Below are 17,406 nucleotides of genomic sequence, written 5' to 3' on the forward strand. Positions count from 1 at the left end.
TCATGGCAACGCTTGAACTACGCAATGTAAACAAGACTTACGGGGCCGGTTTGCCGGACACCCTGAAGAACATCGAACTCTCCATCAAAGAAGGCGAGTTCCTGATTCTGGTCGGCCCTTCGGGCTGCGGTAAGTCGACCCTGATGAACTGCATCGCCGGGCTGGAAAACATTACCGGCGGCGCGATCATGATCGGTGATCAGGACGTCAGCGGCATGAGCCCGAAGGATCGCGACATCGCGATGGTCTTCCAGTCCTACGCGCTGTACCCGACCATGAGCGTGCGCGAGAACATCGAGTTCGGGCTGAAGATTCGCAAGATGAATCAGGCCGACATCGACGCCGAAGTGGCGCGGGTCGCCAAGCTGCTGCAGATCGAACACCTGCTCAACCGCAAGCCGGGGCAATTGTCCGGTGGTCAGCAACAGCGCGTGGCCATGGGCCGGGCGCTGGCCCGTCGGCCGAAGATTTACCTGTTCGACGAGCCGCTTTCGAACCTCGATGCCAAGCTGCGCGTCGAGATGCGTACCGAAATGAAGCTGATGCACCAGCGCCTGAAGACCACCACGGTCTACGTGACCCACGACCAGATCGAAGCGATGACACTGGGCGACAAAGTGGCGGTCATGAAGGACGGCATCATTCAGCAGTTCGGCACGCCAAAGCAGATCTACAACGATCCGGCCAACCTGTTCGTGGCCAGCTTCATCGGCTCGCCGCCGATGAACTTCATCCCGCTGCGTCTGCAACGCAAGGACGGTCGCCTCGTCGCGCTGCTCGACAGCGGTCAGGCCCGTTGCGAGCTGCCGATGAGCATGAACGACGCCGGTCTTGAGGACCGTGAGGTGATTCTGGGCCTGCGTCCTGAGCAAATCGTGCTAGCGTCCGGTGATGCTGCCGGTCTGCCGACCATTCGCGCCGAAGTCCAGGTGACCGAGCCGACTGGCCCGGATACGCTGGTATTCGTTACCCTCAACGAGAGCAAGGTCTGCTGCCGTCTGGCGCCGGATATTGCACCCGCTGTGGGCGAGACCTTGACGTTGCAGTTCGATCCGGCGAAGGTTCTGCTGTTCGACGCCAAAACCGGCGAGCGCCTTGGCGTCCTGGCACCGAGTCAGTCGGTGGAGAACATGGGGAATGTCACGCGGCTCAACCGCAACTGATCCCGATGTGCAGGAGCACTGCACAAACGAGCACCTGTGACGGGTGGATGTCTGCCGTACAAAACCCGTCATGCACACGATGTACGTGGTTACAACGCTGTTCAAAAGCTAATAACAATAAAACGAGGATCCAAGGGATGAAAAAGGTACGTAACAAGTCGCTTAACCAGTTTCAGCTGATCGGTGGGTTGTCTGTCCTGAGCGCGTTGACGATTTCCGGAACGGCGTCTGCAATGGAGCCTTTCAAAGCCAGCGAGCACATGACTGGTGATTGGGGTGGGCTGCGTCAAGAGCTGTACGACAAGGGTTACGACTTCCCGATCGAGTACGTAGGCGAAGCCGCCTCCAACCTCAACGGTGGTTATAACGACGACAGAACCGGCCGCTACAGCGACCAGTTTGCGTTCGGCGTACAAATGGACCTGCAAAAAATCCTCGGCTGGCACGACGCAGAGTTCAAGCTCGCGATCACCGAGCGTAGTGGCAACAACATTTCCAACGACCGTATCGGCGATCCGCGTGCCGGCACGCTCAGCTCCTCCCAGGAAGTCTGGGGCCGTGGCCAGACCTGGCGTCTGACCCAGATGTGGGTCAAGCAGAAGTACTTCGACGGTAAGCTGGACATCAAGGTTGGTCGTTTCGGTGAAGGCGAAGACTTCAACAGCTTCCCTTGCGACTTCCAGAACCTTTCGTTCTGCGGCTCGCAAGTCGGTAACTACGTCAACACCTGGTACAACTGGCCTGTCAGCCAGTGGGCTGCCCGCGTGAAGTACAACATCACGCCTGAGTTGTTCGCCCAGATCGGCGTCTACGAGCAGAACCCTTCGTACCTCGAAACCGGCAACAGCTTCAAACTCAGCGGCAGCGGCTCCAAAGGCACCGTCGTACCGGTTGAAGTGGTGTGGTCGCCAAACGTCAACTCTCTGCCAGGCGAATACCGTCTGGGCTACTACGTGAGTAACCCGAGCGCCGACGATCTCTACGAGAACGAAAACGGTCAGCCACAGGCAATCGCCGGCGGTGACTTCAAGTCCCACAAAGACAAGCACGGCTGGTGGGTCGTGGCTCAGCAACAGCTGACCGCGCACAACGGCGACGCATCCCGTGGTCTGAGCATTTTCGCCAACGCGACGGTGCATGACAAAGCCACCAACTTCGTCGACAACTACCAGCAGGTCGGCTTCGTCTACAAAGGCCCGTTCGATGCACGTCCGAAGGATGACATCGGTATCGGCGTCGCGCGTATCCACGTGAACGATGATGCCCAGGACAACCGTCGTCTGGTCAACGCCGTCAACGGCATCGAAGACTACGACAACCCAGGCTACCTGCCGATCCAGAAGACCGAATACAACTCGGAAATCTACTACGGCGTGCACGTAACCGACTGGCTGACCGTGCGTCCTAACCTGCAGTACGTGAAGAGCCCGGGCGGTGTGGACGACGTTCAGAACGCACTGGTTGCCGGTATCAAGATTCAATCGAAGTTCTAAGTTAAGCGGACGCTCCTCCGCGCTCCACAAACGATCAAGGGTCGTGTGTGCTTTACGGGCAGCCAAGCTGCCCGTTTTTTTTCGCGCTATTTATTCCGTAGCAATGGCTCCGCGTTCGGGGCATTTTTTCTCGCGTGACGAGTGACCGCCATCTGGAGTGCGACAACGATGCCCTTCAGGGACCCCGGCTCAACCGAGCACCCTCTTCAGCGTTTCTTCACCGCGGTGCGACCGCAACCGACCTTTCAGTGGGAACGCTACCAACAGCGTGATGTGCTGGTGATCAATCATGCGCAGTGTCAGGCCGTGTTCAGTCGGCAGGGCGCTCAGCTGTTGCATTTTGAACCTGCCGGGCAGAAGCCCTGGCTGTGGTGTGCCGCGCACTGGCCCCTGGTCGGCGCGATCCGCGGTGGCGTGCCGGTCAGTTGGCCCTGGGTCGGACGTCATCCGGGGGAGAGCGGTTGGCCGGCCAATGGCTGGGGCCGACTCCTCGACTGGAAACTGGTCGAAAGCCATGAGCATGAGGCGGGCGTCACATTGCGCTGGCAACTCAAGCTGTGGGACTGGCAGGCCGATCTTTATGCCGAGCTCGGGCATTCAATGGACCTGCGCCTTGAGACGCGTCACGACGACAGCGAGCCTTGTCACTTCGGCCATGGCTTGCACGCCTACTGGCGCATCAGTGATGTGGCGGACGTCGCGTTGCAGGGGCTCGACGGTGCGCAAGGTTACGACGAACTCAGCCGCAGCGCTTGCGAGCAGCGGGGCGAGCTTCGGGTTCATGGCAGTTGTCAGCGGGTGTTCGAGCATGCAGGGCTGCTGGAACTACAAGACGACGCCTGGCAGCGGCGGTTGAGCATCGACACCGGCGACAGCGACAGCACCGTCGTCTGGCACCCCGGCAGCCGACCCTTGCTCGGTGTGGGCGGCGATGAAGCGATGGGTTTCTTGCGCGTCGAGGCGGCGTCGGGTGTGGATGATTGCTTGAGCCTGGCGCCCAGGCAGCACGCCAGCTTACGCCTGCAGGCAAGCCTGGTTCATTGAGTGTGGGAGCGGGGGATCGCCTGCAAATGAGGCGTTCCCTTAATTCAGCTCATCGTCCGCCGGGTACCGGCTCGCGTTCAGGCTTTCCTTGATCTTGCGCAGGTGCGGCTGGAAGTCGACGCCCCGACGCAGGGTCATGCCGGTCGCCAGCACATCCAGCACTGTCAGCTGGACGATCCTGGACGTCATGGGCATATAGATGTCGGTGTCTTCCGGCAGCGGAATGTTCAGGCTCAACGTGCTGGCCTTCGCCAGCGGCGAGTCGGCAGCGGTCAGGCCCAGCACCGACGCGCCGTTCTCCCGGGCAATGCGTGCCACTTCGACCAGCTCGCGGGTGCGCCCGGTGTAGGAAATGATCACAAACAGCTCGCCAGTGTGGGCCACCGACGCCAGCATGCGCTGCACCAGCACGTCGGCGTGGGCCGTGACGGCGAGATTGAAACGAAAGAATTTATGCTGCGCGTCCAATGCCACCGGCGCCGAAGCCCCGAGGCCGAAGAAGTGAATCTGCCGCGCCTGAATCAGCAGGTCGACCGCTTTGCTGATCAGGTTGGGGTCAAGCACCTGGCACACGCTGTCGAGGGACGCGATGGCGCTGCCGAAGATCTTGCGGGTGTAGGCTTCCGGGTTGTCATCGGCTTCCACGGCACGGCTGACGTAGGCGGCGCCGCTGGCCAGGCTCTGGGCCAGTTGCAGCTTCAGCTCGGGATAGCCGCTGACATCGAACGAGCGGCAGAAACGGTTGACCGTCGGTTCACTGACCTTCGCGGCCTGGGCCAGCGCAGCGATGCTGAACCGGGTGGCCTGCTGCGGATTGCTCAGAATCGCCTCGGCGACCTTGCGCTCGGCCTTGTTCAGCTCTTCCAGACGACTCTGGATCTGCTCCAGAAGATTGCGTACGCGGTCCATTGTTTGTCCTTCTGATGAAACGGCGACAGGCCGGTCGACAGGCCTTTATTTGCAGTGAGGGAATTTCGGCCTTTAGCCTGTCGCAAAGGTGGCCTATCGTACTGAGGGCCTGTGGTGATCACCACTCTAATGTGGTTAAGGTGGGAATGTTGTGGTTATTACTACATTCGGCCTTGAGTAACGCCTTTAAAAAAGGTATTTGTAGCTTAACTTGATAAAAGAACCAACATTATGCTCTCGATTACGGTTGAACCGTGCACTTTTGCGTTGTTTGGTGCCTTGGGTGACCTGGCGGTACGCAAACTGTTTCCTGCGTTGTACCAGCTTGATCGAGCTGGACTGCTGCATGCCGAGACCCGAATTATTGCGTTGGCCCGTGAGCCGGGGACTCCTGAGGAGCACCTGGCCTACATTGATAAAAGCCTGCGTCGCTTTGTCCCCGAGGCGCAGCTTGAGACCGAACACGTGGAGCGTTTTCAGGCCCGCCTGAGTTACCTGCATGTGGACTTCCTCAAGGGCGAGGACTACGTCGCGCTTGCCGAAGCCGTGGGCGACGCGCCGACCATGATTGCCTACTTCGCGACACCGGCGTCGGTCTATGGCGCCATCTGCGAAAACCTCGCGCTGGTGGGCCTGACCGATCGCACCCGCGCCGTGCTGGAAAAGCCCATCGGCCACGACCTCGCGTCGTCCCGTCGCGTCAACGATGCCGTCGCCAAGTTCCTGCCTGAAACCCGCATTTACCGGATCGACCACTATCTGGGCAAGGACACGGTGCAGAACCTCATTGCCCTGCGGTTTGCCAACAGCCTGTTCGAGACGCAGTGGAACCAGAACCATATCTCCCACGTTGAAATCACCGTGGCGGAGAAGGTCGGCATCGAAGGGCGCTGGGGCTATTTCGACCAGGCCGGTCAACTGCGTGACATGATCCAGAACCACCTGTTGCAGCTGCTGTGCCTGATCGCAATGGACCCGCCCAGCGACCTGTCCGCCGACAGTATTCGTGACGAGAAGGTGAAAGTGCTCAAGGCACTGGCGCCTTTCACGCCGGAGCGTCTGGCCACCCAAGTGGTGCGTGGTCAGTACATCGCCGGCTACAGCGAGGGCAAGCCGGTGCCGGGTTATCTGGAGGAGGAAAACTCCAACACCCAGAGCGACACGGAAACCTTCGTCGCCATTCGTGCCGATATCCGTAACTGGCGCTGGTCGGGCGTGCCGTTCTATCTGCGTACCGGCAAGCGCATGCCGCAGAAGCTGTCGCAGATCGTGATCCACTTCAAAGAGCCGCCACATTACATCTTCGCCCCTGAGCAGCGCTTGCAGATCAGCAACCGCCTGATCATCCGCTTGCAGCCCGATGAGGGCATCTCGCTGCAAGTGATGACCAAGGATCAGGGCCTGGACAAAGGCATGCAGCTGCGCAGCAATCCTTTGCAACTGAGTTTCTCCGATGCCTATCGCAGCGCCCGCGTTCCGGACGCGTACGAGCGGTTGTTGCTGGAAGTCATGCGTGGCAATCAGAACCTGTTTGTCCGCAAAGACGAAATCGAATACGCCTGGCAATGGTGCGACCAGTTGATCGCTGGCTGGAAAAAGGCGGGCGATGCGCCCAAGCCTTACCCCGCTGGTTCCTGGGGGCCGATGAGCTCCATTGCTTTGATTACGCGTGACGGGAGGTCCTGGTATGGCGATATGTGAACTTGAATTTCCGGCGGGCCTGAAGGCCCACGAATTCGATAACCCCGAAGTCCTGGCGAACGCGCTGGCCGATCACGTGGCCGAGCGTCTGACGGCTGCGATTTCCAGCAACCCGCACGGTACGGCCACGTTGGTGGTGTCCGGCGGCAAAAGCCCGGTGGCGTTTTTCAAGGCGCTGGCGCAGAAGCCACTCGAGTGGTCGAAAGTCTGCGTCAGTCTGGCCGACGAGCGCTGGGTGCCCGTCGAACACGCCGACAGCAACGAAGGCCTGCTCAAGCGTTTCCTGCTTCAGGGGCCAGCGGCGGAAGCGGAATTCTTCAGCCTCTATCGTCCGACCACGACGGTGGATGAAGCTGCAGCGGCGACTGACGAGGCGCTCAAGGCGCTGCCGAAGATTGATGTGCTGATTCTGGGGATGGGCGATGACGGGCATACCGCGTCGCTGTTCCCCAACAGCCCGCACCTGAAAGAAGCGCTGGACCTCAACAGCGACCGTCGTTGCCTGCCCATGCTCGCACCGACCGTCCCCCATCAGCGCCTGACCCTGACGCGTCCGGTCCTGGCGTCGGCAGCGACCACCATCCTGTCCGTCTCCGGTCAAGCCAAACTCGACACATTGCGCGCTGCACTGGCAGGCGATGACCTTGCCGAAATGCCGGTGCGCGCGTTCCTCAACCCGTCTCTAGAGATCTACTGGTGCCCATAAGCAAAGGATCAGCCGCCATGGAAAATACCCAAGTGAAACAGCCGTTGAATAGCATGGCGAGCAAGATTGCCCAGATCGACGCACTCTGCGCGAAAGCGAAGATTCTGCCGGTCATTACCATTGCCCGCGAACAGGATGTCCTGCCGCTGGCCGATGCACTGGCCGCTGGCGGCCTGAATGCGCTGGAAATAACCCTGCGTTCCGAGTTCGGGCTCAAAGCCATTCGCATGCTGCGTGATGCGCGTCCAGAGCTGAGCGTCGGCGCCGGCACCATCCTTGACCGTCATATGCTCAAGGCGGCCGAGGAGGCGGGTTCACAGTTCATCGTCACCCCCGGCAGCACGCAGGATCTGCTGGAAGCCGCCGCGCTGAGCGAATTGCCGCTGCTGCCAGGCATCAGCAGCGCTTCGGAAATCATGATCGGTTACGCGCTGGGCTATCGCCGCTTCAAGCTGTTCCCGGCGGAAATCAGTGGCGGTGTCGGTGCAATCAAGGCACTGGGCGGTCCATTCCCGGAAGTGCGCTTCTGCCCAACCGGCGGCGTCAGTGCGGCCAACCTGAAAAGCTACATGGCGCTGCCTAACGTGATGTGCGTCGGCGGCACCTGGATGATCGATAACGCGTGGGTGAAAAACGGCGACTGGCAGCGGATTACCGACGCCACGGCCGAAGCCATCGCGTTGTTCGACTGAGTCTGAATTTGCCGGTCAGGCTCCGCTTTCGACAGCTTCCGTTCAAGTGGAGGCTGGTTAACTGCTGAGCATGATCCGTTTATGGCGCCCTTTCGGGGCGTTGCTGCAGAAGTCGTTGTTGCATGGCTTTTTTACGGTGTTCCTTGGTCGGGAACGCCGTTTTTTTTTGCGCCTTTCATACGTAATACATATGTACCGCACAGGCAGCGGCAGGAGCGCTTATCTTTGCCGCTCCTTTGTAGTTCGTTTCTCGATGGATTTACGGCGCCTTCGTCATGAAGGCGCCGTCTTTTTTTCTACGGACTCACCGAAGGTTTTGATCCCGGCGCGGCCACTCGGGAGCAGACCCTATGCCAGCGCACGAAGTGCTGCCACCAACTGCTCGACATCCCTTGCCGATGTGGTGAATCCCGGCGTAATGCGGATGCACGTCCCGCAGGCCGAGCCTTCCCGCGTGACCGCAAAAATACCGTGCTCATCCAGCAGGCGCTTGACCATGAGCTCCTGATCTGCGTGACGGCTGAAGCGGAATGACGTGATGCCGCAATAGAGCCGAGGGTCGTCCGGCGTTAGCACGTCGATGCCTTCGATGGTCCGCGCCTGAGTGACCCACAGGTCTCGCAGATAGGCCAAACGTGCGCCTTTAGCGGGTGCGCCGCCCATGGCGCGATGGTAGGCGAAGACTTTTGGCAGGGTCATCAAGGCCGGAATGTTCGGCGTCCCGTAAGGTACGCGACCGAGGATATCGTCCTCACTGTAGCGCTCGTCTGCCATGTCGGGGTCGATGGCGCTCAGGCGTTCCTGCTTCACATAAATGAAGCCCAGGCTCAGCGGCGCGCCAATCCATTTCTGCAGGTTGAATCCGGCGAACGACACGCCAAGGTCAGCCAGTTCGAAATCCAGCAGGCCTAGCGCGTGGGCGCCATCCAGAATGACTTCGATGCCGTGGGCCTTGGCCAGCTCGGCGATCGCTTTCACCGGCATCACCAGACCCGTGCGATGGGTGACGTAGGTCAGCGCCACCAGCTTGAGGCGCGGGTGTGCGGCAAAGGCGTCGCGGTAAGTCTGCAGCAGCCCGTCATGGCTGGCGGGGTGTTGGTGAGTGACCTCAATGACCTCCACGCCGCGATTCTTCGCCAGCCAACGCATGCCGGTCTGCACGCTGTTGTAATCCAGGTCGCTGACCAGCACCTGGTCGCCTGCCAGTAGGCCGTTGTAGTTGCGAATCAGCGCTTGCACCGACTCGGACGCGGAGCGGGTGATGGCCACTTCGCGGGCCGGCACGTTCAGCAGATCGGCCAAGTCAGCGCGAATGGTCTCGCTGTCCTCGGTATCGAACTTCTGCCGCACGTAGACCGAGTTGCTGCGATTGACGTAAGCGAGGTTCTGCTCGTAATCCTTGAGTGCTGCGCGGGTCATACGGCCGAAATAGCCGTATTCGAAATTGACCGGCCCGGGCTCGACGTCGTACTGCGCCGCAACCTGCTGCCAGAACGCTTCGTCCCGAGCCTGTTCATCCGCCAATTCCGTTATTGCGTATGCAGTGCTGTTCATCAAGCGGCTCGCTTTTATCTATGGGCGTTTAGTTGAAGCGTATGGGGGCTTTCGGCGGGCCCTGGCGCAGCGGCTCGCGGGGCCGCGTGCGCAGCGGGTCCAGCAATGCCGAGAGGCCGTTGTGATCGATTTCATGCATCAGGGCCAACAGGCTGCCCAACTCTCCAGCCGGAAAACCTTGTCGGGCGAACCAGTTCAGGTAATCACCTGGCAAGTCTGCCAGCAACCTTCCCTGATACTTGCCGAACGGCATTTCGCGTGTGACTAACAACTTCAATTTCTCTGGATTCATTCAATAACCGTTTATCCGTTCGAGTGAACTTGAACGATACGTGCATTCTGCAATTGCTCATACACACAGATCATGCAGAAAGCGCGGCGCAACTGTCGCTTGATATTGCTAAGTAATTGAAAAATATAGATATTATTTATCGGCTAAAGCTGGCATGCAGAGTGCAATATCCCCTCTATCGAGTGTTTCGTTAACCAGACCTTTGATAAACCTGCCAGAAAGGAACCGCAAAATGTCGGATATCAACAAAGAAGCCATCTCTATTCTGAATGACTTGATCGAAACCAGCATTGACGGTGAGAAAGGTTTTCACACTGCTGCTGAAGACGCCAAGAACCCGGAAATCAAGGCTTACCTGCTTTCCCGTTCTTCTGGCTGCAAGACTTCCGTTGCCGAGCTGCAAGCTGAAGTGCGTGCACTGGGCGGCGATCCAGAAGACTCCTCCAGCATTGCTGGCGGCGCACACCGTCTTTGGGTCAACCTGAAAAGCGCTTTGAGTGGCAAGAACGACGAAGCAGTCCTGAATGAAGTCGAAAGCGGTGAAGATCACGCGCTGAAGGCTTACAAAAAGGCCGCACAGGAAGCGACTGAGAAGAACCTCCCAGTCAACGTCACTACCCTGATCCAGCGTCAGCTGCAGGGCGTGCAAGCGAACCACGACAAGGTCAAAGCCCTGCGTGATACCGTTCGTGCTGCCAACAAGTAATTTGTAGCCGCTCGAAAAAACGCCAGCCAGTCTGGCGTTTTTTTATGCCTGCAGTTCGGTGGAGGGCGCGACGTAAGGTTCGAATTCCACGCGATTCCTGCCATTTTTCTTGGCGCGGTACAGGGCCCGGTCCGCGGCCTGAAACAGCAGCTCGGGCACGTCATGGCTCACCGGCAGGTGCGTGGTGACACCAATGCTGACAGTGATGGGCGCTGTGTCGTCAGCGAACGCCGGCAGCGCTTCAATCGCCAGGCGCAGCTTGTCTGCAATGACACAGGCACCTGCCTTGTCGGTTTCCGGAAGCACCACCATGAATTCCTCACCGCCGTAACGCGCGGCCAGGTCACCGGGCCTGCGGATACTGGCGGCCAGTGTCTGGGCAACGCTGCGCAAGGCGACGTCGCCGCCATGATGCCCGTGCCGATCATTGAACGCCTTGAAGTGGTCCACGTCGATCATCAGCAACGCCAGGGGCCTTCCCGAACGCATCCCGCGAGCCCACTCCTGCTTGAGCACTTGGTCCAGCCTGCGCCGATTGGCCAGACCGGTCAGCCCGTCCGTTGACGCCAGCGCGGCCAGCTCGCGTTCGGCGTTCTGGCGCAGGCGCAGCTGGCGGCCCAATAGCCACGACAGCCAGAGAATCCCGATGCACAGCAAACCTGTGGCGCCCGCCACCAGCAACGCGTTGCGTTTCCACACGGCGTAGACATCGTCCCGCGATTGAGCGACCACGACGATCAACGGCAAGTCTCCAACCCGTGAGAAGGTGTAAAGCCGCTGTGCGCCGTCGAGCTCGGACACCGCCGCAAAGCTGCCGTTTACCTCTCTCAGAATGCGTTTGAAGTTGGGCCGCATGCTGAAGTTCTGGCCGATGAAGGTCCGGTTGTTGTCATCGGGTTGCCGGGCCAGCATCACGCCATCCGCGCTGAGCAGGTTGACGGTGCTCGTGGGGCCGATGTCCAGGGTGCGAAACAGTTGATCGAAGTACGACAGGCGCATTGATGCACTGGCAATGCCGACGAACTGGCCGTTGTCGGAGGGGAGGCGGCGACTGAAACTGATGCACAGGTCCTTGAAGCCCCAGCGTGACAGGAAGGGCCCGTCGACCACCAGCGCCAGCGAACCGCTGTCCCGGTGTTTCTGAAAGCCCGGCCGGTCGGAAAAGTTGTCCAGCCGAGGCGTCAGCGAGGTGGAGTCGGCGACGATGCGCCCGGTTTCATCCAGCAGCACCACATCGCCCTTAAAGGGCGCCGCCGTGGCCCGGTCGAAGAGCACCAGTTGCCGTAACTCCGGCGAGATCGTCATCACGTCGGGTCGTCGCCATGCAGTGATCAGGCCCTGAAGTGAGGTGTCGTACAGCTCGGCGTTACGCTGCACATCTGCGTCGATCAACTGCACCACGTTGTTTGCGGAGCGCACGGCGGCTTCGTTGGCCGTGCCCAGCTCCCGAAACAGCAACGAAGTCACGATGGCTAAGATGGCTGCCACCGCCAGGGTGCTCCCCAGCATCAGCATCTTCTCGGACCTTGATCTGACCCCTCGCGCTAATGGAGGCATGGCTGTCAGTGGCATCGCTCATCTCTGACGGTAATGGACGCGTCGGGCAGCGGTAAGGCTTATTCGCCTTCGTCGAACTTGTTATTGATCAGTTCGACCAGTCCCGCCAGCGCGGCATCGGCTTCTTCACCTTCGGTGGCCAAGTGAATCAGGGTGCCCTTGCCGGCCGCGAGCATCATGACGGCCATAATGCTTTTGCCGTCGACCATGGTCTCCTGCGTGCGACCTACCCTGATCTGGCAAGGGTACTTGCCGGCGACGCCCACGAATTTGGCGGCGGCCCGGGCGTGCAGACCCAGCTTGTTGATGATGGTGATTTCTAGAGCGGGCATCGCGATGGAGGTCCTTTCAGCTTAGGTCGCGGTGGCGGACCTGAACATTCTTGAGCGATTGCTGCAGCACCTGACCCAGACGTTCGGTCAGGTAGACGGAGCGGTGGTGCCCGCCGGTGCAGCCAATGGCAATAGTGACGTAGGCGCGGTTGCTGGCGGCGAATCGCGGCAACCACTTATTGAGGTACGAAAAGATGTCCTGGAACATTTCTTCCACGTCCGGTTGAGCCGCGAGGTAATCGGCAACCGGCTTGTCGAGGCCGGACTGCTCGCGCAGCTCGGGCTTCCAGTACGGGTTCGGCAGGCAGCGCACGTCGAACACCAGATCGGCGTCCACGGGCATGCCGCGCTTGAAGCCGAAGGATTCGATGAGGAAGGCAGTGCCCGGTTCGGGTTTGTTCAGCAGGCGCAGTTTGAGAATGTCGCGCAGCTGGTAGAGATTCAGGTGCGTGGTGTCGACCGTCAGATCAGCCAGGTCGATGATCGGACCGAGCAGGGTTTTTTCGTCACGAATCGCTTCGGCCAGCGAGCGGGTTGCCGTGCTCAGCGGGTGACGACGGCGGGTCTCTGAAAAGCGCTTTAGCAGGGTGGCTTCATCAGCGTCGAGAAACAGCACGTCGCACTGGATGTGCCGGGCCCGAACTTCGGCGAGCATGCGCGGGAATCGCGTCAGGTGACTGGGCAGATTGCGCGCGTCGATCGAGACCGCCAGCAGGGGCTCAGCCAGTTCGGTGTTGATCAGCGCGCGCTCCGCCAGCTCTGGAAGCAGGCCGGCGGGCAGATTGTCGACGCAGTAGAAACCGCTGTCTTCAAGGACATCGAGGGCCGTGCTCTTGCCGGAGCCGGAGCGGCCGCTGACGATGATCATCCGCATGATCAGTGACCGTTCTGGACGTCGAGCACGACGCTGTAGAGCTCTTCGTCGGTTTTGGCACCGCGCAGGCGCTTACGCACATCATCACGGTCGAGCATGCTGGCGATCTGGCGCAGCAATTCAAGGTGAGCATCGGTGGCCGCTTCCGGGACCAGCAGCACAAACAGCAGGTCAACCGGTGCGCCGTCGATGGCGTCGAAATCGATGGGTTTTTCCAGATGCAGTACGGCGCTGACAGGCGTTGAGCAGCCCTTCAGGCGGCAGTGGGGAATGGCGATGCCATTACCGAACCCGGTAGAGCCGAGCTTTTCACGGGCAATGAGGCTGTCAAACACGACCTGCTCATCCAGATCAGGCACTTGCGTGCCGATCATTTTGGCGATGTTCTGGAGTACGGCTTTTTTGCTGCCGCCTGGCACGTTCACGAGTGAACGGCCAGGGGTCAGGATATTTTCAAGTCGGATCATGGGTGGGGAGTGTCAGCGAGCAGTCGCGCCTTGCAGCAGACTTTGCTGTTTTTCCTTATGTTTTTTGAGTTGGCGGTCAAGCTTGTCGGCAAGCAGGTCAATGGCTGCGTACATGTCGTCGTGTTCGGCGTTGGCAACCACTTCAGCGCCAGGAACGTGCAAGGTGGCTTCGATTTTCTGCTTGAGCTTCTCGACCTCCATGGTGACCTGCACATTCGTGATCTTGTCAAAGTGGCGTTCCAATCGGGCGAGTTTCTCGCCGATGTAGGTACGCAGAGGTTCAGTCACTTCCAGCTGGTGTCCACTGATGTTGACTTGCATACAGCTTCTCCTTCGTTGCCAGTGCATTAAGAGGCAGGCGTAATGCCTGCCACTGGAACGCTTTGACGTGTGACCTTTACATCAGTCGCTTGCGTTCGCTGGACGGCGAGATCCCAAGGGATTCGCGGTACTTGGCGACTGTGCGACGGGCCACTTGAATGCCTTGTGCTTCCAGTAAACCAGCGATCTTGCTGTCACTCAACGGCTTTTTCTGATTTTCCGCAGCGACCAGTTTTTTGATGATCGCGCGAATCGCCGTGGACGAGCATTCGCCGCCTTCGGAGGTGCTGACGTGGCTGGAAAAGAAATATTTGAGTTCGTAGATCCCGCGCGGGGTGTGCATGAACTTCTGCGTGGTCACCCGGGAGATCGTCGATTCGTGCATGCCGACCGCTTCCGCGATGTCATGCAGAACCAGGGGCTTCATGGCTTCGTCACCGTACTCGAGGAAGCCTCGCTGGTGTTCGACGATTTGCGTGGCCACCTTCATCAGCGTCTCGTTGCGGCTCTGCAGACTCTTGATGAACCAGCGAGCTTCCTGCAGCTGATTGCGCATGAACGTGTTGTCGGCACTGGTATCGGCGCGACGCACAAAACCTGCGTACTGCGGATTGACCCGCAGGCGCGGCACGGATTCCTGGTTCAGCTCCACCAGCCAGCGCTCGTTGTCCTTGCGCACGATGACGTCAGGCACGACGTATTCGGCTTCGCTGGACTCGATCTGCGAGCCGGGGCGCGGATTGAGGCTCTGGACCAGTTCGATGACCTGACGCAGGTCGTCTTCCTTGAGCTTCATGCGGCGCATCAGTTGCGCGTAGTCGCGGCTGCCGAGCAGATCGATGTAGTCACTGACCAGCTTCTGCGCTTCCGCCAGCCACTTGGTTTTGGCGGGCAGCTGGCGAAGCTGCAGCAGCAGGCATTCACTCAGGTTGCGAGCGCCGATGCCGGCAGGCTCGAACTGCTGAATGCGGTGCAGAACGGCTTCGATTTCGTCCAGCTCGATATCGAGCTCAGGATCGAAGGCGTCGAGCATTTCTTCGAGTGTTTCGTCGAGGTAGCCCTGGTTGTTGATGCAGTCGATCAGCGTCACGGCGATCAGGCGATCGGTGTCCGACATTGGCGCCAGGTTGAGTTGCCACAGCAGGTGGCTTTGCAGGCTCTCGCCAACGGAGGTGCGGGTGGTGAAATCCCACTCGTCATCGTCGTTGCTGGGCAGGCTGCTGGCACTGGTCTGATAGACGTCTTCCCACGCGGTGTCGACGGGCAGCTCGTTGGGAATGCGCTCGTTCCAGTCGCCGTCCTCCAGATTGTCGACGGTAGGCGCCGATTCCTGGTAGGTGGGTTCCTGAACATCAGCGTTGGGCTTTTGCTCTACGTTATCCGCCAAGGGGTCGGCGTTGTCGAAATCGTCGCCTTCCTCCTGCCGTTCCAGCATCGGGTTCGACTCCAGCGCTTCCTGAATCTCCTGTTGGAGATCCAGCGTCGACAACTGAAGCAAGCGGATTGCCTGTTGCAGCTGAGGTGTCATCGTCAGCTGCTGGCCCATTCTCAAGACTAGCGAAGGTTTCATGGCAGGGCTTAACACCTTATTCGCCGGCGCACTGCGCGCCATTTACTAGCAGGGCGCCGAGGGCGCCAACTTAAGCAAATTATATGCCTGAAGCTGGAGGGTTTGCCTAGAGTGTGATGACAATTAAAAAACGAGGTTGGCGATGGCGCACATTGCGGGAGCCGCACAACCTCATGTCATCACTGCGGTTACAGGCGGAACTCGTGACCCAGATACACTTCCTTGACCAACTGGTTGGCCAGGATGGATTCGGCGTCGCCTTCGGCAATCAGCTGTCCATCGTTGACGATGTAAGCGGTTTCGCAAATATCCAGCGTCTCACGCACGTTGTGGTCGGTGATCAGCACGCCGATCCCTTTGGCCTTGAGGTGGTGAATGATCTGCTTGATGTCGCCTACGGAAATAGGGTCAACACCGGCGAAGGGTTCGTCGAGGAGAATGAATTTCGGCGAAGTGGCGAGGGCGCGTGCGATTTCCACACGGCGACGTTCACCGCCCGACAGGCTCATGCCCAGGTTGTCGCGAATGTGGGTGATGTGAAATTCCTGCAGCAGGCTTTCCAGCTCCTTGCGGCGGGCAGCGCGATCGAGCTCCTTGCGGGTCTCCAGGATCGCCATGATGTTGTCCGAGACGGAGAGCTTGCGGAAGATCGACGCTTCCTGTGGCAGGTAGCCAATACCGGCGCGTGCACGGCCGTGCATCGGCTGATGGCTGACGTCCTGGTCGTCGATCAGGACGCGACCCTGATCCGCTTGAACCAGGCCGACGATCATGTAGAAACAGGTGGTCTTGCCGGCGCCGTTGGGGCCAAGCAGGCCGACGATCTGGCCGCTCTCGATGGACAGGCTGACGTCACGTACGACCTGGCGGCTTTTATAGGCCTTGGCCAGGTGCTGGGCTTTCAGCGTCGCCATTACTGGGCCTTCTGCTGGTCGGTTTTCTTTTTCGGCTGGATGACCATGTCGATACGAGGGCGTGGTGCGGTGACCTTGGTGCCATTGGCACGACCGGCGTTCACGACCTGCTTGACGGTGTCATAGACGATTTTCTCGCCTTCGGACGTGTTGCCGTCGTTGACCACTTTGGCCTTGTCGATCAGCACGATGCGGTTCTGGGCCGCGAAGTACTGGATAGTGACGCCCCAGGCCTGAACGATCGGCTTGTCCACCGATGGCTTCTGCTCGTAGTAGGCCAGGTTGCCCACGGACGTGAACACGTCCACGTCGCCTTGCGGTGTACGGGTGATGGTCACGGTGTTGCCGGTGATCTTCATCGTGCCCTGGGTGATGATGACATTGCCTTTGTAGGTGGCGATGCCTTGCTTGTCGTCCAGCTGCGCGTCATCCGACTGGATGTGGATGGGTTGATCGCGATCCGTCGGCAGAGACCAGGCGCTCGCGCTTCCCAGTGCTGCGCCCAGGCCGAGCAAAAAAGGAAGGGTTTTAACGAGCCTCATACTGTCCTCTTACGTTGGATAGCAGGTTCATCCTGCTTTCTTTCAGATACGCTTTCATACCCGTGCCGGTCGTTACACCGCCAAGGCCGTCGATTCTAACGGGTTGGGCAGTCTCCGCATATTGCTTCTGCGGGAATACAGTCATGCGGCTGCTGGTGATGATGGTGGTGCGGTCTTTTTCGTCGGTGCGGTTGATGCGCACCGAGTCGATCAGCTCGACGTGATCGCCCCCCGGCGACACTTCGGCGCGAACGCTCTGTACGTGCCACGGGAAGGTAGAACCTCGATACATCTGCAGCACCGGCGTGGTCATCAGGGTGACGTCGGTGGCTTTCAAGTGCTCTACCTTGTCCGCGGTCATGTCGTACTGCATGGTCCCGTCGGGCAGGTACTGAATGCTGTGGGCGTTGGTCGCGTAGTAATCGACAGCGCTTTCATCGACGGCAGCCTTGGGTTGGTCGAGGAAGCTTTCCGGACTGATGTTCCAGTAGCCGACCGCTGCCAGCAGCAGGGCCAGCACACCGAACAGCAGAAACGTTCGAAACTTTTTGCTCAGCATAAATGCACTT

General features: G+C 59.6%; 19 protein-coding genes. 7 read left to right on the top strand and 12 right to left on the bottom strand.

Annotated features, from left to right (window positions below; genetic code table 11):
• The first annotated feature begins 2 nt into the window (after positions 1–2).
• From IFT47_RS00550 to IFT47_RS00560, 3 genes are all read left to right on the top strand, one after another.
• Entirely contained in the window at positions 3–1,163 is a 1,161-nt protein-coding gene (locus tag IFT47_RS00550; RefSeq protein ID WP_122535892.1) for an ABC transporter ATP-binding protein, read from the top strand.
• A gap of 137 nt (positions 1,164–1,300) precedes the next feature.
• On the top strand, positions 1,301–2,656 hold the full coding sequence (locus IFT47_RS00555) for a carbohydrate porin (protein ID WP_192171796.1): 1,356 nt from the start codon (positions 1,301–1,303) through the stop codon (positions 2,654–2,656).
• A 168-nt stretch (positions 2,657–2,824) separates the two neighbouring features.
• Positions 2,825–3,700 (top strand): aldose epimerase family protein, encoded by an 876-nt coding sequence (locus IFT47_RS00560; RefSeq protein ID WP_192171795.1) that lies wholly within the window; start codon positions 2,825–2,827, stop codon positions 3,698–3,700.
• Between the two features lie 39 nt (positions 3,701–3,739).
• Here IFT47_RS00560 and IFT47_RS00565 read toward each other — a convergent pair whose 3' ends face one another.
• Positions 3,740–4,609, bottom strand: a complete 870-nt coding sequence (locus IFT47_RS00565; RefSeq protein ID WP_065992054.1) for a MurR/RpiR family transcriptional regulator — start codon at positions 4,607–4,609, stop codon at positions 3,740–3,742.
• Positions 4,610–4,840: 231 nt separating this feature from the next.
• On the opposite strand from IFT47_RS00565, the gene zwf reads away from it, so the two are divergent.
• The 3 genes from zwf to IFT47_RS00580 are packed head-to-tail and all read left to right on the top strand — an operon-like array spanning position 4,841 to position 7,708.
• Positions 4,841–6,310 carry a glucose-6-phosphate dehydrogenase gene (gene zwf, locus IFT47_RS00570; RefSeq protein ID WP_122535895.1) on the top strand — a complete coding sequence of 490 codons (1,470 nt, stop codon included), beginning with the start codon at positions 4,841–4,843 and terminating at the stop codon, positions 6,308–6,310.
• On the top strand, positions 6,297–7,016 hold the full coding sequence (gene pgl / locus IFT47_RS00575; RefSeq protein ID WP_192171794.1) for a 6-phosphogluconolactonase: 720 nt from the start codon (positions 6,297–6,299) through the stop codon (positions 7,014–7,016). The genes zwf and pgl overlap by 14 nt, the downstream gene beginning before the upstream one ends.
• A 17-nt stretch (positions 7,017–7,033) precedes the next feature.
• On the top strand, positions 7,034–7,708 hold the full coding sequence (locus IFT47_RS00580) for a bifunctional 4-hydroxy-2-oxoglutarate aldolase/2-dehydro-3-deoxy-phosphogluconate aldolase (RefSeq protein WP_122535897.1): 675 nt from the start codon (positions 7,034–7,036) through the stop codon (positions 7,706–7,708).
• Between the two features lie 348 nt (positions 7,709–8,056).
• Here IFT47_RS00580 and IFT47_RS00585 read toward each other — a convergent pair whose 3' ends face one another.
• On the bottom strand, positions 8,057–9,262 hold the full coding sequence (locus IFT47_RS00585) for an aminotransferase class V-fold PLP-dependent enzyme (RefSeq protein WP_192171793.1): 1,206 nt from the start codon (positions 9,260–9,262) through the stop codon (positions 8,057–8,059).
• A 28-nt stretch (positions 9,263–9,290) separates the two neighbouring features.
• A complete protein-coding gene (locus tag IFT47_RS00590; protein ID WP_192171792.1) occupies positions 9,291–9,554 on the bottom strand; it encodes a DUF3820 family protein in 264 nt (87 codons plus the stop codon).
• A 232-nt stretch (positions 9,555–9,786) separates the two neighbouring features.
• Here IFT47_RS00590 and IFT47_RS00595 point away from each other — a divergent pair, with 232 nt between their 5' ends.
• Entirely contained in the window at positions 9,787–10,260 is a 474-nt protein-coding gene (locus tag IFT47_RS00595; protein ID WP_192132711.1) for a PA2169 family four-helix-bundle protein, read from the top strand.
• Positions 10,261–10,302: 42 nt separating this feature from the next.
• On the opposite strand, the gene IFT47_RS00600 is transcribed toward IFT47_RS00595, so the two are convergent.
• From IFT47_RS00600 to lptC, 9 genes are all read right to left on the bottom strand, one after another.
• Positions 10,303–11,832, bottom strand: a complete 1,530-nt coding sequence (locus IFT47_RS00600) for a sensor domain-containing diguanylate cyclase (RefSeq protein WP_407073216.1) — start codon at positions 11,830–11,832, stop codon at positions 10,303–10,305.
• A gap of 44 nt (positions 11,833–11,876) precedes the next feature.
• Positions 11,877–12,149 carry an HPr family phosphocarrier protein gene (locus IFT47_RS00605; protein ID WP_192171790.1) on the bottom strand — a complete coding sequence of 91 codons (273 nt, stop codon included), beginning with the start codon at positions 12,147–12,149 and terminating at the stop codon, positions 11,877–11,879.
• A gap of 16 nt (positions 12,150–12,165) precedes the next feature.
• Positions 12,166–13,023 carry an RNase adapter RapZ gene (gene rapZ / locus IFT47_RS00610; protein ID WP_192171789.1) on the bottom strand — a complete coding sequence of 286 codons (858 nt, stop codon included), beginning with the start codon at positions 13,021–13,023 and terminating at the stop codon, positions 12,166–12,168.
• Between the two features lie 2 nt (positions 13,024–13,025).
• A complete protein-coding gene (gene ptsN / locus IFT47_RS00615) occupies positions 13,026–13,490 on the bottom strand; it encodes a PTS IIA-like nitrogen regulatory protein PtsN (RefSeq protein ID WP_192171788.1) in 465 nt (154 codons plus the stop codon).
• 12 nt (positions 13,491–13,502) lie between these two features.
• Entirely contained in the window at positions 13,503–13,811 is a 309-nt protein-coding gene (gene hpf / locus IFT47_RS00620) for a ribosome hibernation-promoting factor, HPF/YfiA family (protein WP_037014798.1), read from the bottom strand.
• 76 nt (positions 13,812–13,887) lie between these two features.
• Positions 13,888–15,381 carry an RNA polymerase factor sigma-54 gene (locus IFT47_RS00625; RefSeq protein ID WP_192171787.1) on the bottom strand — a complete coding sequence of 498 codons (1,494 nt, stop codon included), beginning with the start codon at positions 15,379–15,381 and terminating at the stop codon, positions 13,888–13,890.
• Between the two features lie 188 nt (positions 15,382–15,569).
• Positions 15,570–16,295 carry an LPS export ABC transporter ATP-binding protein gene (gene lptB, locus IFT47_RS00630; RefSeq protein ID WP_074884367.1) on the bottom strand — a complete coding sequence of 242 codons (726 nt, stop codon included), beginning with the start codon at positions 16,293–16,295 and terminating at the stop codon, positions 15,570–15,572.
• The gene (gene lptA / locus IFT47_RS00635) at positions 16,295–16,837 is read right to left on the bottom strand and encodes a lipopolysaccharide transport periplasmic protein LptA (RefSeq protein WP_037014791.1); all 543 of its coding nucleotides are present in this window, start codon (positions 16,835–16,837) and stop codon (positions 16,295–16,297) included. The genes lptB and lptA overlap by 1 nt, the downstream gene beginning before the upstream one ends.
• Positions 16,824–17,396 (bottom strand): LPS export ABC transporter periplasmic protein LptC, encoded by a 573-nt coding sequence (gene lptC / locus IFT47_RS00640; RefSeq protein ID WP_192171786.1) that lies wholly within the window; start codon positions 17,394–17,396, stop codon positions 16,824–16,826. The genes lptA and lptC overlap by 14 nt, the downstream gene beginning before the upstream one ends.
• Positions 17,397–17,406: the final 10 nt, after the last annotated feature.

Origin of the sequence: Pseudomonas sp. CFBP 13711 (assembly GCF_014842265.1) — a bacterium.
Classification (GTDB): domain Bacteria; phylum Pseudomonadota; class Gammaproteobacteria; order Pseudomonadales; family Pseudomonadaceae; genus Aquipseudomonas.

What these genes read in the sequence shown, in the direction of transcription:
- IFT47_RS00550 (WP_122535892.1), top strand. Translation starts at nt 3, where the DNA reads ATGGCAACGCTTGAACTACGCAATGTAAACAAGACTTACGGGGCCGGT.
- IFT47_RS00555 (WP_192171796.1), top strand. Translation starts at nt 1,301, where the DNA reads ATGAAAAAGGTACGTAACAAGTCGCTTAACCAGTTTCAGCTGATCGGT.
- IFT47_RS00560 (WP_192171795.1), top strand. Translation starts at nt 2,825, where the DNA reads ATGCCCTTCAGGGACCCCGGCTCAACCGAGCACCCTCTTCAGCGTTTC.
- IFT47_RS00565 (WP_065992054.1), bottom strand. Translation starts at nt 4,609, where the DNA reads ATGGACCGCGTACGCAATCTTCTGGAGCAGATCCAGAGTCGTCTGGAA.
- zwf (WP_122535895.1), top strand. Translation starts at nt 4,841, where the DNA reads ATGCTCTCGATTACGGTTGAACCGTGCACTTTTGCGTTGTTTGGTGCC.
- pgl (WP_192171794.1), top strand. Translation starts at nt 6,297, where the DNA reads ATGGCGATATGTGAACTTGAATTTCCGGCGGGCCTGAAGGCCCACGAA.
- IFT47_RS00580 (WP_122535897.1), top strand. Translation starts at nt 7,034, where the DNA reads ATGGAAAATACCCAAGTGAAACAGCCGTTGAATAGCATGGCGAGCAAG.
- IFT47_RS00585 (WP_192171793.1), bottom strand. Translation starts at nt 9,262, where the DNA reads ATGAACAGCACTGCATACGCAATAACGGAATTGGCGGATGAACAGGCT.
- IFT47_RS00590 (WP_192171792.1), bottom strand. Translation starts at nt 9,554, where the DNA reads ATGAATCCAGAGAAATTGAAGTTGTTAGTCACACGCGAAATGCCGTTC.
- IFT47_RS00595 (WP_192132711.1), top strand. Translation starts at nt 9,787, where the DNA reads ATGTCGGATATCAACAAAGAAGCCATCTCTATTCTGAATGACTTGATC.
- IFT47_RS00600 (WP_407073216.1), bottom strand. Translation starts at nt 11,832, where the DNA reads ATGCCACTGACAGCCATGCCTCCATTAGCGCGAGGGGTCAGATCAAGG.
- IFT47_RS00605 (WP_192171790.1), bottom strand. Translation starts at nt 12,149, where the DNA reads ATGCCCGCTCTAGAAATCACCATCATCAACAAGCTGGGTCTGCACGCC.
- rapZ (WP_192171789.1), bottom strand. Translation starts at nt 13,023, where the DNA reads ATGCGGATGATCATCGTCAGCGGCCGCTCCGGCTCCGGCAAGAGCACG.
- ptsN (WP_192171788.1), bottom strand. Translation starts at nt 13,490, where the DNA reads ATGATCCGACTTGAAAATATCCTGACCCCTGGCCGTTCACTCGTGAAC.
- hpf (WP_037014798.1), bottom strand. Translation starts at nt 13,811, where the DNA reads ATGCAAGTCAACATCAGTGGACACCAGCTGGAAGTGACTGAACCTCTG.
- IFT47_RS00625 (WP_192171787.1), bottom strand. Translation starts at nt 15,381, where the DNA reads ATGAAACCTTCGCTAGTCTTGAGAATGGGCCAGCAGCTGACGATGACA.
- lptB (WP_074884367.1), bottom strand. Translation starts at nt 16,295, where the DNA reads ATGGCGACGCTGAAAGCCCAGCACCTGGCCAAGGCCTATAAAAGCCGC.
- lptA (WP_037014791.1), bottom strand. Translation starts at nt 16,837, where the DNA reads ATGAGGCTCGTTAAAACCCTTCCTTTTTTGCTCGGCCTGGGCGCAGCA.
- lptC (WP_192171786.1), bottom strand. Translation starts at nt 17,396, where the DNA reads ATGCTGAGCAAAAAGTTTCGAACGTTTCTGCTGTTCGGTGTGCTGGCC.